Source organism: Rhizobium glycinendophyticum (assembly GCF_006443685.1).
Lineage (GTDB): Bacteria > Pseudomonadota > Alphaproteobacteria > Rhizobiales > Rhizobiaceae > Allorhizobium > Allorhizobium glycinendophyticum.
In genome coordinates this window covers 1,502,999-1,516,560 of the sequence record NZ_VFYP01000001.1, presented here as the reverse complement: position 1 = coordinate 1,516,560, position 13,562 = coordinate 1,502,999, and the positions used below count along the sequence as shown (strand labels likewise).

Here is a 13,562-nt window from a genome sequence, read left to right as displayed (position 1 = left end):
CCTTACATGTAGGGGTACATGGGGAAGCGGTCCGTCAGGGCCACAACCTTGTCACGAACGGCGGCTTCAACCGAAGCATTGCCTTCGTCGGAATTGGCGACCTTCAGACCATCCAGCACTTCGACGATCAGGTTGCCGATTTCCTTGAACTCCGCTTCCTTGAAGCCGCGGGTGGTTCCAGCCGGCGTGCCGAGACGGATACCCGAGGTGACGAAGGGCTTTTCCGGGTCGAAGGGGATGCCGTTCTTGTTGCAGGTGATGTAGGCGCGGCCGAGGCCGGCTTCCGCACGCTTGCCCGTCGCATTCTTCTTGCGCAGGTCGACCAGCATCAGGTGGTTGTCGGTACCGCCGGAGACGATATCGAGATTGTGGCTGATCAGCGTTTCGGCCAGGGTCTTGGCGTTCTTGACGACCTGGGCGGCATAGTCCTTAAACTCGGGCTTCAGCGCTTCGCCGAAGGCGACGGCCTTGGCGGCGATGACATGCATCAGCGGACCACCCTGGAGACCCGGGAAGACGGCCGAATTGAACTTCTTCGCCAGATCCTCGTCGTTGGTGAGGATCATGCCGCCACGCGGGCCGCGCAGCGACTTGTGGGTCGTGGAGGTCGCGACATGGCAGTGCGGGAACGGCGACGGATGCTGGCCACCGGCGACGAGGCCGGCGATATGGGCCATGTCCACCATCAGGTAAGCGCCGACTTCGTCGGCGATCTCGCGGAAACGCTTCCAGTCCCAGATGCGGGAGTAAGCGGTGCCGCCGGCAATGATCAGCTTCGGCTTGTGGGTGCGGGCCTTTTCGGCAACGTCGTCCATGTCGAGCTGGTGATCGTCTTCGCGAACACCGTACGAGACGACGTTGAACCACTTGCCGGACATGTTGACCGGCGAACCATGGGTCAGGTGACCGCCCGAGTTCAGGTCGAGGCCCATGAAGGTGTCGCCCGGCTGCAGGAGCGCCAGGAAGACCGCCTGGTTCATCTGCGAACCGGAGTTCGGCTGAACGTTGGCGAAGTTGACGCCGAAGAGCTTTTTGGCGCGTTCGATGGCGAGTTCTTCCGCGATGTCGACGAACTGGCAGCCGCCATAGTAGCGCTTGCCCGGATAGCCTTCCGCATACTTGTTCGTCATGATCGAGCCCTGGGCTTCGAGCACGGCGCGGGAGACGATGTTTTCAGAGGCGATCAGCTCGATCTCATGACGTTGACGACCGAGTTCCTTCTCGATCGCACCGAAAATGTCCGGGTCGGTATCGGCGAGAGAACGAGAAAAGAAGGCATCGTTGTTCGACATGATCGCTGGCTCCTCAAAAGCGTTTGATGCTGTGGGGTCTTAAACTTCCGCAGTCACGAGAGCAATACGGAGAACGACATTTGCGGATCAATTGGCGCGGCCATGGGGTCGGGACCTGCGACAAATAGGCAAAGCCGCGCCCGGGGGACGCGGCTGTGCAATCTCTGCTAGCAAAGGGTCCTGCTTATTGCGGCAGGATGTCGTCGTCGATGGAGCCGCTTGCCTGCTCCTGACCGATATTGGTCTGCAGCGCCAACTGAGCATCGCCATCCAACTGGTAGATATCGTCGCGGAACTGCACAACGCCCTGCTTGGGCGACCAGGCGGTGAGGTAGACCCAGTGCACGCCGATCTCGTCAGCGACCTTGATGGGGGTGTTGACGCGGCTGGCGATGACACGCTCGATCTGCTGGCGGTTCCAACCGGGGGTGTTCTTGAGAACCCAGACGACGACGTCGCGGACGTTCTGGATACGCACGCAGCCCGAGGATTCGAAGCGCATCAGCTTGTTGAACAGGCCTTGCGTCGGTGTGTCGTGCATGTAGACGCCGTCGGGGCTCGGGAAGTTGATCTTCGTCGACGACATCGCGTTGATCTTGCCCGGATCCTGGCGGAACGTGAGGTTCGGGGCCTTGGGCGCGAACCAGTCGACGCTCTCTGGAGCTACCTCATTGCCATTGCCGTCGATCAGGCGGATGGCGTTGCGCGTCAGATAGGTCGGATCCTTCTGCATGAGCGGCACGATGTCCTTTTCGACAATCGAGCGCGGCGCGGTCCAGTAGGGATTGAGGATGATGTCCGACACCTTGGAGCTGACCAGCGGCGACGGGCGGCTGATGCGGCCAACGATCGCGGTGTTGCGCAAAGCGACCTGGTCACTCTCGACAGCCTCCACATAGGCCGCCGGAATATTGACAACGATGTAGCGGTTCTCAAGCGGCTTTGCGAGCGTGTCCTGCAGGCGCTGGAAGTTCACGTTCAGCTGGTTGAGCCGCATGTCGGCCGGAATGTTAAGCGCCTTCAGCGTGAATTCGCCGATCACGCCGTCTTCCGGCAGACCGTGACGGGCCTGGAAACGCTTGACGGCGCCGTCGACATAGCTGTCGAAGGAGTTCGACATACCGGCTTCCTGCGGTAGGTCGCCGGCGACCATCAGGCGCTGGCGCAGGGCCTGGACCGACGGGTCCATCACACCAAGCTGCAGCTTGACCGACGGATTGACCTGCGGCCAGCCGCCATTCGACACGATCATCTGATACTGGCCGATGGCCTGCTGAATGTTCATCAGGCTGGTGGGGCTGAGCATCGCGGTGTTGGAAACAACCGCCGCGGTCGTGCGCGAAGCCTGCGCATCGAACTGATCGTCCCAGTTGCCGCGGCGCGGAGCATTGATCAATTCATCCACCGCCGTCTGTGCAGCGGCCTGACCGGCGATAGCCGCGACACTCATTGCAGCAGCACCGCGCAGCAACGACCGCCGTGAAAGATCAACGATTCCCGTTTTCTTCGACATATTCCCTACCGTTTCATCCTGAACCAGAACCAGACGCATACCGCTTCATGGTTAACAAAGCGCCGCCAAAAAGGGCGTGCCAGCTCGTTGTTGGGTGTTTGGGAGGCGACACTGCCGCACACTCCGCTCGCCCGGCGGTCCCATATCAATATGGCCAATTCGTGTCACCAAGAGGTTGTGTCACGAGAGCGTGTGCGAGTGCGAAAGGGTTGTGACCGAACAACGACTAAACCGGCCGCTTCGCAAGGAAGCGTCCGGTTTGGCGCGGTGGATCGCTGTCTGGAGGTCGTTGAGCGGCAAGGCTCAGAGACGGTAGAGGATCTGGTCGTTCCAGAAGCGGCCTACAGCCAGAATTGCTGGACATTGAAATCTTGTTGGCACGAAAATCGCTTACCCATCCGCTACGGAATTGAGGTGCATTGATAAGAATGTTGGCGCGAAGCAGTTTATCCAGCAACGAGGCGGACTTACCCTGAAGCAAGCGACTTTCATGCGCATCGGTTCTGGTTGTGGATTGCAGCAACCAAAAGCTACCCCCAATCAGAAAATATACTATTGTATGCAAATCTATATCTTAAGGATTTTCCCGGTGGACGTGAAATATCAAATCTTTGTAAGTTCAACGTTCATTGATTTGCAAGATGAGCGGCGCGCCACTATCGAGGCAATATTGAACATAGGTCACATTCCGGTCGGGATGGAGGCGTTCCAAGCTAGCGATGATACTCAGTGGGACTACATCAAGCGGCGGATTGACGAGAGTGACTATTACGTAGTGATCGTCGGTGAACGCTATGGCTCCGAACAGGACGGGACGAGCTATACACAGATGGAATATGAATATGCTGTAGCTCAAGGTGTTCCAGTCGCCGGCTTTCTTCTTGACCCTTTGGCACGTAAGTCATGGCCTTCCGACAGAGTTGAGTACGAGAAGAAGGACAAGGTTGAGAACTTCAGGGCCCTTTGCCAACAGAAGCTTGTAAAATTTTGGAAAAATCCCGACGACCTTGCTGCTCGAGTGGCGATGGCATTGAACGAGCTTATGCGCCAAAAACCACGCACGGGGTGGGTTCGTGCCGATATCGTACCAAGCTTCAAGGTCATGGATGAACTGGCGGCGCTTTCAGAAGAAAAGCGTACCTTGCAAGCTAAGCTTGAACAGGTGCTGTCGGCTAACACGCTGAAAATACCTGCTGACGTACGCATCCGCATTGATGCGCTCAAACAACGTCTCTTGACGGAGATCGTTGACATTGTGGAGCCCCCCGATCAAACGGTCCCCAACTTGCTACAAACCCTTCTTGAATTGAATGTTGTCTTGTCGAAAGGCTCCGAGAATTGGGAGGTCGGCGAGCGACTACTGAGGAGTTACGAGTTCATCGCTGATGGTTATTACGCTGTGGAGGCCATCGCTGCAGAACTCGCCGCCCACAACTTGCTTGAAGTAACCCGTTTCCAAACTCGGCAGAATACTACCGCAAAAATCTATACGTTAACAAGCTATGGGAAAGACTTAGTGATGTACGCGCAGCACCTTGCCGAACAACAGGCAACCGAAGTGTGAACTTCCACAAAATTTCAGTCGAAAAACGCTGTTTGTCGTCGGCGCAAGCGGCAGGAAGGTGCTTGGGCTCCCGATTGGCAATGAGTTGAGGGACAAGATGCCTGCTGTACGCTATATACGACAATCACAGCGGCAAGCCGATCGGCCAGACGCACGAGACGCAAACCGATGCTTGGATCGACGCCGGCAACCGGAAACTGACCACGCAAAGTCGGATGAATGGCAGACTGTTGAAATCATCCATTCCGGCTACGAGGTCAGGGAGGTCTCAAAATAACGAAAAGGCTCCGGCGTAACCGGAGCCTTTCAATCTGGTGCGGGGTGGCCGAGTTTCACGGCCTCACGGCATCTCTGACACCTTATCGTCCCTCAAAATTCTTTCCCACTTACTCGGCCTCTTCAATCCACCTTTAACAGGCCCCGCAGTGCCGCGATTGAAATTACCGTCTGCATGCTAACTTCCATTAGAGCCTCCTTAAGGTAATCGACCGCAAGGGCCATGAGTACTTCTTTGCAGAGCCTGTTAATGGGGGCCAAAGGGGCCCAGTAAGTGATGAGAACAAGGATGGTTGGGATGAACGGCATCGAGCCTTGAAATCAACAACCAGAATATAGGAATACTTAGTTTTCTCTGCAAGTGTTACTGCCCCGCCGCACAGCGGCCCTTCCGCATCCTCCTGCCGTTGTGCCCGTGGCGCTGTTGCAGTCTCAGGCAGGTCACAGGGGCGCGGGGTTATCCCTTCGCGTCACGGGCCGCTGAGGGTGGCACGAAGCCCAAACGAGACAAGGCGCTACGGTGCGGAATGAACCGCGACCTAGCGCCTTCTCGTGCCACCGCATGACTGGAGGAAATGCGTGGGTGTCGAAGCCTCTCGTGGATTAGAGACGGTAGAGGATCTGGTCGTTCCAGAAGCGGTCGAGGCGCTGCAGGAGCTTGTTCATCTGGGTGAACTCGTCCGTGCCGATGCCGCCGACCTTCTGGATCGAGCCGATGTGGCGCTCGTAGAGCTTTGCGACGGTTTCGGCGATTTCCTGGCCGGCATCCGTCAGGCTGATGCGGACCGAGCGACGGTCGACACGCGAGCGCTGATGGTTGATGAAGCCGAGGTCCACGAGCTTCTTGACGTTGTAGGAGACGTTCGAGCCGAGGTAGTAGCCACGCGAGCGCAGTTCGCCGGCGGTCAGTTCGGCATTGCCGATGTTGAACAGGAGCAGCGCCTGAATGGCGTTGACGTCCGAGCGACCCTTGCGGTCGAATTCGTCCTTGATGACATCGAGAAGGCGGCGGTGGAGACGTTCCACCAGGTGCAGGGATTCCAGGTAAAGCGAGCGGATCGCTTCTTCCTGCGGATCAAGGGGGGCGGCCTGCGGCTTGAGCTTCGTGTTCATATCGATCTGCCTCACTGTTTTGTTTGGCGGTGTTGGTTTTTTCTCCCGCCTTGATGAGGACAGTATCCAATGCGCATAAAATTCTATTTAAAACGCAGGCTTAACAGAGGCTTACCAAAGCCGGTCGTGCGATCACGGTAAATCAACCGTTATCGTCTGCCGCTTGTGGCGGCTTTCGAGCCACAACGCCAGGCGGAACGCCAGATACAGCACCGCAACGGAAACATGCATGACGATGGCCAGCATATTGCTTCCGAAGATGTCGGGCCAGACGGAAAACATCAGGACCTGACCGCCGGCTGCGATCAGCCACATGACCGGCCCCCAGGAGCCGGCGAGCCAGAGGCCGAGGGCGGCCACCGGGAAGACGACGGCAAGCCCAGCCGCTGCAACGCGCCACGGCAGGGAGAGAAGATCAAAGCGTCCCAGGCCGCCATGGCTGTAGCCGACGAGCATGCCCCAGTATTGCAGGCCGAACCACAGGCAGGCGAGCGCCACGAGCCGCAGGAACAGGATATAGATGAACTCCGTCAGGCTGCGGAGAGAGGTGGTCGGCGAATCAGCTTCCATGACATCCACGATAGGGCCTCCCCCTGGCGACTGCCAGCAGCGGCAGTGCAGCCTCCCCTGCCGCTTGCGACACACGGTCGTTTTGCAAGCGGCAGGCGTCATGTTATCAGCAGCAACCAAAGACGGCAAAAGACGAAGGATCAGACGATGACGGACAGGACCCATTCCGTGGATGACGTAACCGGCCATCGGCGCATGCGGCGCCTGCGCAAGGCAGACTGGCAGCGACGCATGGTGCAGGAAAACCGGCTGACCGTCGACGACCTGATCTGGCCGATCTTCGTCGTGCCCGGCTCCGACATCATGGACCCGATCGCCGCCATGCCCGGCGTCTTCCGGATGAGTATCGACAAGGCGGTGGAGGCGGCAAAGGAGGCCGCCGATCTCGGCATTCCGGCGATCGCCACGTTCCCAAATGTCGATATGGGCCTGCGCGACGAAACCGGCTCGCACATCCTGGTCGCCGACAACCTGATCAACCAGACGACGGCAGCCATCAAGAAGGCGGTGCCCAATGTCGGCATCATTACCGATGTGGCGCTCGATCCTTTCACAAGCCATGGCCATGATGGGATTTTGCGCGAAGGCGAGATCGTCAATGACGAGACCGTCGATCAGCTGGTGCGCGCAGCCGTCGCCCAAGCCGATGCCGGGTCCGACATCATTGCACCTTCGGACATGATGGACGGCCGCATCGGCGCGATCCGCCGTGGACTCGATGCCGCAGGGCATCAGGCCGTCGGCATCATGTCTTACGCCACCAAGTTCGCCTCCTGCTACTATGGTCCCTATCGCGAGGCGATCTCCACCAGCGGCCTGTTGAAGGGCGACAAGAAGACCTATTACATCGATCCGGCCAATGGCACCGAAGCGATCCGCGATGCGGCGCTCGATGTCGAGGAAGGTGCCGACATGCTGATGGTCAAGCCGGGTCTTCCCTATCTCGACATTTGCTGGCGCATGAAGGAGGCATTCGGCCTGCCGGTCTTCGCCTATCAGGTCTCGGGCGAATACAGCCAGATCAAGGCGGCCGCCGCCAATGGCTGGATCGACGGCGAACGGGCTATGCTCGAAACGCTGCTGTCGTTCAAGCGCGCCGGATGCGACGGAATCCTGACCTATTTCGCCGTGGAGGTGGCCCGTCACCTCGCCCGCAAAGGGTGATCATCACGGATTATTGTATTCCGGCCGGGCGTTCCCATATCTGAGGAACAACCAAAGGAGCCCGCCATGAGCCTCGACAACAATTCGTCCTATGCCGCCCCCGAAGACTGGCGCGCCTATAGCGGCGTGCTGTCGCGTCGGGTTTTTGCGTTTATCGTCGACTACCTGTTCATCGGGCTCCTGTGGATACCGGCAGCCGTGATCGTGTTTTTCCTCGGCATACTGACGCTCGGGCTCGGCTGGCTGCTGTATCCGATCCTGTTCTTCGTCGTTGCCGGTCTTTACTTCGGCATGTCGCTCGCGGGTCCTTCTCAGGCAACACCGGGCATGCGAATGATGGGGATCGCCATGGTTAGGCTCGACGGTCGCAAGCTCGACTTCGTCACCGCCATCGCCCATCTGGCCCTGTTCTGGATCCTCAACTCGGTGCTGACGCCGCTGGTGCTGCTGGCCGGTCTGTTCATCGAGCGCTCTCGCCTGGTGCACGACCTGCTGGTCGGGACGGCAACCGTACGCACCTACTGAAACTTTTCGTCGTCCAGCGTCTTTAAGAAAACACTCCGGGATCCAACCGGAGTGTTGACGTTTTGCATTCTTGCGCCATCCTAGTCCCAGAGATGACGTGACAGAGGATTCTCTTCGGCGACAGATGAATACCCAGACCTCCCCCTCTCCGCAATTCTATCTCACGGCCGCAGCGCCGTGCCCCTATCTGCCGGACGAATTGGAGCGGAAGGTCTTCACCCATATGGTAGGCCCCCGGGCCACCGAAATGAACGATCTCCTCACCCAGGGCGGCTTTCGCCGGTCGCAGAACATCGCTTACCGCCCCGCTTGCGAGGCCTGTCGTGCCTGCGTCTCGGTGCGGGTGTTGGTCAAGGAATTCCAAGCGAGCCGGGCGTTCCGGCGCGTGGACGCGGCGAATCGCGATCTCGTCTCCACGGTTTTCCCGGCTCAGCCTTCTACCGAACAGTTTTCTCTCTTCCGCCGCTATCTCGATGCCAGACACCAGCAGGGCGGCATGTCGGACATGTCTGCGCTCGATTATGCGATCATGGTCGAGGACAGCCATGTGCAGACAAGGATCATCGAATACCGGCTGCGCAGCCCTGGCGACGGTGTTTCGGCGCAGCCGCGCGGCGAACTCGTTGCGGTTGCCCTCTCCGACCTGATGAGCGACGGGCTTTCGATGGTCTATTCGTTCTACAATCCGGAGATGGAAAAGCGCTCGCTCGGCACTATGATGGTGCTTGACCATATCCGCCGCGCCCAGGCGCTGGGCCTGCCGCATGTCTATCTTGGCTATTGGGTGCGGGGATCGCAAAAGATGGACTACAAGACCCGCTTTCAGCCGCAGGAGCACCTGATGAATCAGGGCTGGATGCGATTCTCGGCTGACATGGAAGAATGACGCGGACCCGTGCTGCGCCTCATATAGAGATAACGCGAGAGACCTGATCTCCCCGCTTCCGAACGGATGCGGGGAGATGCGTTTTCGCCCTAGGACAGCTTGCGGATGATGCCGTAGACGATGTTCTTGTTGGCGCCGTAGCGGAGGCTGCATTCGACATCGAGGCCTTCGGTCGTGGCGCGCATGATCCGCCACATGTCCTCTTCAGAACGCAGCAGCAATGCCCAGTTCATGAAGGTTTCCATATAGCCGTCATCCGGGATTTCGTCGGCGAAGTTGGCGAAGAGGAAGGTGCCGTGCGGCTTCAGCATCTGCAGGCATCGCTGCGACAGCTTGATGGCGACTTCATCGGCCAAATAGTCATAGAGACCGGCGGCGTAGATGAAGTCGAAGGTGCCCAGCGTCTGCGAGCGCATCAACACCGTGCGAACGGAACCGTCCACCGCTTCAACGGCTGTGCCGGCATACTCGCTCGCGACCGCGCCGACACTCAACGGGTCCTGGTCGAGTGCGAGCCAGCGCTTGATCTGGCCGTTTTTGAGGCCCTGAGACATTTTACCTTCGCGAAGATGGCCAGCGGCGATGGTCAGGATTTCGGCCTCACCTCCCCTAGATGAAGCAACGTCGTCGACATACTGAGCCAGCAGGTCACGACGCTCGCGCACAGCCACGCAGGCTGGAGACTCGCTGGTGAAGGCGTTGACGGCTTTGCCCATCGGGCTTGCTGCATCAAGCATCGGCTGCTTGCTCGGGTGGCGATAGATGAAATCAAGCAGACCGGCGTCCCCGGAATAGCCGCGCGGTTTCTCGAAGGACCAGCGGGTGAACGGATCCTCGTGGAAATGACGGGCAATGGCATGGGTCTGGGCAATCGGAATCAGTTGTTCCCAAATCTTCGGCGAATATCGATTGCGGACGTTATGCAGACCCGTCAACAGGCGCAGCATGATCTGTCCAACATCCGTGTTGCTCTCGAACTGCTGCTCGGCGACGCGCAGGTGAAGCGCCAGCTCGGCTTTGGCTTCGGCGAGTTCCCCGTCGCGCATGGGGCTCGTCGACGAAAATACCTGCGACGCAATAGAGTCCGGGGTGATCAGGCTCTCGCCGTCAAATGCCATCTCTAAATCGCTCATCCTGCGCTCCATTTTAGTCAAACTTGATATTAATACTTCAGAAACCATAGTCTGATTTAGGCGGACGTACACCCTCAATTCGTCTAGATCTTAAAACGTAGTTAACGCCTGTGCCAGTTATGATCAGGGAGCGCGACTGTGTGTATGGCGCGGTAACTGGAGCACATGATGGACCGGGGCAACGAACACCCTGAACGGCTTCGATCGCCGATGCCCCTTTCGGCAGGCGTCACTGCGGCCCCTTCCGGCGTTGATCCCGAACGTGGCGACCTGCCATCCTCATCGCCGTCTCCGGGCGGATCCGCCAATGATCTCAAGCGCCTTTACATGAGGGCGCGCAGTGAAGCCCAGGTGCGAGAGACGCGTCGTGGCCTTTGGCTCGCCGTCATTGTCTATCTCCTCTTTGGCATAGCCGATGCGCTGCTCATCCCGGATGTGGCAGTCCAGGCCATTACGGCCCGTTTCATCGTTGCCATCCTTTCGATGACGGTTCTTGAGATACTCGTGGCGGCGGACGCCTCTTCGAAGTGGTTCGACGTCACGTGTTCCGTAACCGTGGTGGCCGGTTACATCGGCTGGCTGTTGCCCTCGATGGAAACTCAAGCCGTTGAGACCTTCCGCTTCTATATGCTCTTCGGCACGATCTTCATGATGAGTGCCAACCTTTTCTTCAATCTGTTCTTTCGCCTGTCGGTCGCAACGTCGGCTATCATACTGCTGATCTTCTTCACCAGCCTTGCCTTCGTGCCGCCGCTCGAGCCGCACCAGCAGCTGGTCCTCGTGCTGTTTTACCTGTCTTGCTTCGTCTTCACTTCTTATGTGAACTGGAAGCTGAACGAAGAACGCTACAACGTCTTTCTCAACGCGCGGGAAGCAGCCCAGCAGCATGAGGAATCGGAGAAGCGCGGGGCTGCCCTCGAACGCCTGTCCAACACCGACTATCTGACCGGTGTGGAAAACAGGCGCGCGGTCGACAAGCGGCTCCGCGACTACTGGAGCAACTGGCAAAATGCGGGCACCAGCTTCGCGGTCATGCTCGTCGATGTAGACTTCTTCAAGAAGTACAACGACTTCTATGGCCATCAAGCCGGCGACCGATGCCTTGTGATGGTGGCGTCTGCGCTCAGCGACATGTTGAAGCCGCTTAATGCCACTGTCGGACGCTACGGCGGTGAAGAGTTCATCGTGCTGTCGCGCGTGACGGGTCGCGAACAGGTCACGGCGCTCGCCGAGGTCATTCGTGCCACCGTTGAAGATCTGGCTCTCGTGCACGACCAGCGTCGCGACGGCCAGGCGGTCGTGACGGTCAGCGTCGGCGCTGCCTACACGCGGGCGCAGACCGGACCGAAGCTCGAGCGCATCATCAACGAGGCCGACCGGGCGCTCTATTCGGCCAAGGCCAACGGCCGCAACTGCGTTCGCCTGTTCGACCCGAACGATCCGCTGAGCAGCGATGACAACGAAAACATCGCGGCCACGCTACGCATGGCGATCCGCAACGATCTCGTCCACCTCGTCTACCAGCCGATCCAGAACATGCGGACAGGCCGGGTCGAGGGTGTCGAGTCGCTGATGCGTCTGAAGATGATCGATGGAACGCCGCTTTCGCCCGGCCAGTTCATCCCCGTGGCCGAGCGCACCGGCGCGATCCTCGAACTCGGCCTCTGGGCCATCCGCCGCGCCTGCACCGAAGTGCTGGCACCCGGCCTCGTGCCGCTCGCCAGCGTCAACGTCTCGGCCATCCAGCTGAAGTCGCGCGGCTTTGCGCTCGCGGTCTCGACGATCCTCGAAGAAACCGGCGTCTCCGGTTCGCAGCTCGCCTTCGAGATTACCGAGGGCATCGACATGGAGGGGCAGTCGGATGTCATCCGCTGCATCACCGATCTGCAGGCGCTCGGCATTCGCATCTGGCTCGACGACTTCGGCACCGGCTTTGCCGGCCTCTCATGGCTTCGCCTCTTCCCGTTCGATACGGTTAAGATCGACCGCTCGTTCCTGCAGGATGCCCGCCGCCCAGCCGGTCGCGCCATGCTCGAAGACATCATTCGCCTGATCCGCAACCGCGGCTTGAAGATCCTGATCGAGGGCCTGGAAACAGCAGATCACGTGGACCTGATGCACGAACTCGGCATCGAACTCGGCCAGGGCTACTATCTCGGCCGGCCGGTTCCGATCGAGGAAGTGCGGATCAAAGCCGTGCCGCGGCTCGCCACGGTCGTCAGCCTCTAGGCATCGGAAATTCCTGCCAGATTTGGCCGATCGCCCGGCACGAAATCGGGTTCCGAACCCAGTATGATGGAGACGTCCATACCGGTTCGGGGCCTTACTCATGACCATTGCGCAAACCGATATCCTGCGGGGAGCCCAGGCGTTTTCCGAGAAGCTTCTCAAGCATACGGATATCCGCGTCAGCGACAGCTATCTCGAAGCCTTCCGTCAGCACGTCGATCCGGTCCGCTATGCGGCGGGCGAGATCATCTTCAACAAAGGCGATGACAGCAGCTTCGCGATCCTGATCGCCGAAGGCGAGGTCGAAGTGTTTGCGCCCGATACCGGCGACACGCTGGCGGTTGCCGGCGACGGGGCACTGGTCGGCGAGCTCGGCATGATCAGCGGCGATCCGCGCAGTGCCTCGGCCAAAGCGCGATCGGCCGTGCGTGGCTGGGTGATCGACCGGACAGACTACCGCGAGTTTCTCAGCGACAGGCCGGAACTCGCCACCCTCTTCTTCCGCAAGATCTACGCCCAACTGTCGGCGAGCTACGGCAAGCTTCGGGAGCAGTTCGTGGCGCTCGAGGATGCCGACCGGCGGTATCATGCGCTGGCCTTCATGTTCGTCACCATCGTCCTGATGGTGAACGCCTATGCGCTGGTCAACGGCCTGCTGCTCGGAAGCCTGCGGGCCACCCACCACGATGCGATGATCTTCTGGACCTCACGCGCCATGGAACTCTGGGGCGGCTTCATCCTGTGGGGGCTAACCGTGCGCTGCGGTCTCACCCGCCATGACATGGGTATCCGGCGGACCAATCTCGGGCGATCGATCCTGATGGGCCTCTTGATCAGCCTTCCCGCACTCGCGGCCATGATCTATTTTCGCACGCGGCTTTATCCGCAACTTGCCGGAACACCTCTCATCGATCCGGCCCAGCTCACGCTCAGCGTCTACACCTATATCCTGATCGCCGCCTTGCAGGAGTGGATCTGCCGGGGCGTGTTCCTGACCTCGATCGCCAAGCTCATGCCGGGGCGGATGAGGCCGGCAGCAGCTGTGCTGATCTCCTCATTGGTTTTCTCGACGCTGCATCTGCACTATTCGTCGTCACTCGCCGTCGTCGCCCTTCTGACGGGTATCGTGTGGGGCACGCTGTTCCTCACCTATCGCAATCTCGCCGGCCCCGTCGTTTCGCATTTCATTTTGGGCAATGCCGCGACGCTGATGGGGATCTGGGCGATCTGGCAAGGCGGCTGAGCGGCCATGAAAAAGCCGACCGCTTGCGCGACCGGCTTTCGCGATCGATCTGTC

The 13,562-nt window shown here is 59.4% G+C and carries 11 protein-coding genes; 6 read left to right on the top strand and 5 right to left on the bottom strand.

Annotated features, from left to right (window positions below; all coding sequences use genetic code 11):
* Positions 1-2: 2 nt before the first annotated feature.
* Complete coding sequence (gene glyA / locus FJQ55_RS07350; RefSeq protein WP_140826985.1) at positions 3-1,292, bottom strand: serine hydroxymethyltransferase; 1,290 nt, start codon at positions 1,290-1,292, stop codon at positions 3-5.
* A 184-nt stretch (positions 1,293-1,476) separates the two neighbouring features.
* Positions 1,477-2,805 (bottom strand): L,D-transpeptidase family protein, encoded by a 1,329-nt coding sequence (locus FJQ55_RS07345; protein WP_140826984.1) that lies wholly within the window; start codon positions 2,803-2,805, stop codon positions 1,477-1,479.
* A 490-nt stretch (positions 2,806-3,295) separates the two neighbouring features.
* Between FJQ55_RS07345 and FJQ55_RS07340 the strand changes: the two genes are divergently transcribed.
* On the top strand, positions 3,296-4,369 hold the full coding sequence (locus FJQ55_RS07340) for a DUF4062 domain-containing protein (RefSeq protein ID WP_140826983.1): 1,074 nt from the start codon (positions 3,296-3,298) through the stop codon (positions 4,367-4,369).
* An 879-nt stretch (positions 4,370-5,248) separates the two neighbouring features.
* On the opposite strand, the gene ldtR is transcribed toward FJQ55_RS07340, so the two are convergent.
* Positions 5,249-5,758 (bottom strand): transcriptional regulator LdtR, encoded by a 510-nt coding sequence (gene ldtR / locus FJQ55_RS07335; protein ID WP_140826982.1) that lies wholly within the window; start codon positions 5,756-5,758, stop codon positions 5,249-5,251.
* Between the two features lie 132 nt (positions 5,759-5,890).
* Complete coding sequence (locus tag FJQ55_RS07330) at positions 5,891-6,328, bottom strand: DUF6163 family protein (RefSeq protein ID WP_140829155.1); 438 nt, start codon at positions 6,326-6,328, stop codon at positions 5,891-5,893.
* Between the two features lie 147 nt (positions 6,329-6,475).
* On the opposite strand from FJQ55_RS07330, the gene hemB reads away from it, so the two are divergent.
* The 3 genes from hemB (at position 6,476) to FJQ55_RS07315 (ending at position 8,903) form a co-directional block, all read left to right on the top strand.
* Entirely contained in the window at positions 6,476-7,492 is a 1,017-nt protein-coding gene (gene hemB, locus FJQ55_RS07325) for a porphobilinogen synthase (protein ID WP_140826981.1), read from the top strand.
* Between the two features lie 66 nt (positions 7,493-7,558).
* A complete protein-coding gene (locus FJQ55_RS07320) occupies positions 7,559-8,017 on the top strand; it encodes an RDD family protein (RefSeq protein ID WP_140826980.1) in 459 nt (152 codons plus the stop codon).
* A gap of 124 nt (positions 8,018-8,141) precedes the next feature.
* Positions 8,142-8,903 carry an arginyltransferase gene (locus FJQ55_RS07315; RefSeq protein WP_140826979.1) on the top strand — a complete coding sequence of 254 codons (762 nt, stop codon included), beginning with the start codon at positions 8,142-8,144 and terminating at the stop codon, positions 8,901-8,903.
* Positions 8,904-8,992: 89 nt separating this feature from the next.
* Here the strand turns inward: FJQ55_RS07315 and FJQ55_RS07310 are convergent, their stop codons facing one another.
* Complete coding sequence (locus tag FJQ55_RS07310) at positions 8,993-10,036, bottom strand: class I SAM-dependent methyltransferase (protein WP_140826978.1); 1,044 nt, start codon at positions 10,034-10,036, stop codon at positions 8,993-8,995.
* A 210-nt stretch (positions 10,037-10,246) separates the two neighbouring features.
* On the opposite strand from FJQ55_RS07310, the gene FJQ55_RS07305 reads away from it, so the two are divergent.
* Positions 10,247-12,265, top strand: a complete 2,019-nt coding sequence (locus FJQ55_RS07305; protein WP_246085049.1) for a putative bifunctional diguanylate cyclase/phosphodiesterase — start codon at positions 10,247-10,249, stop codon at positions 12,263-12,265.
* Between the two features lie 100 nt (positions 12,266-12,365).
* On the top strand, positions 12,366-13,508 hold the full coding sequence (locus FJQ55_RS07300; RefSeq protein WP_140826977.1) for a cyclic nucleotide-binding domain-containing protein: 1,143 nt from the start codon (positions 12,366-12,368) through the stop codon (positions 13,506-13,508).
* The last annotated feature ends 54 nt before the right edge of the window (positions 13,509-13,562 follow it).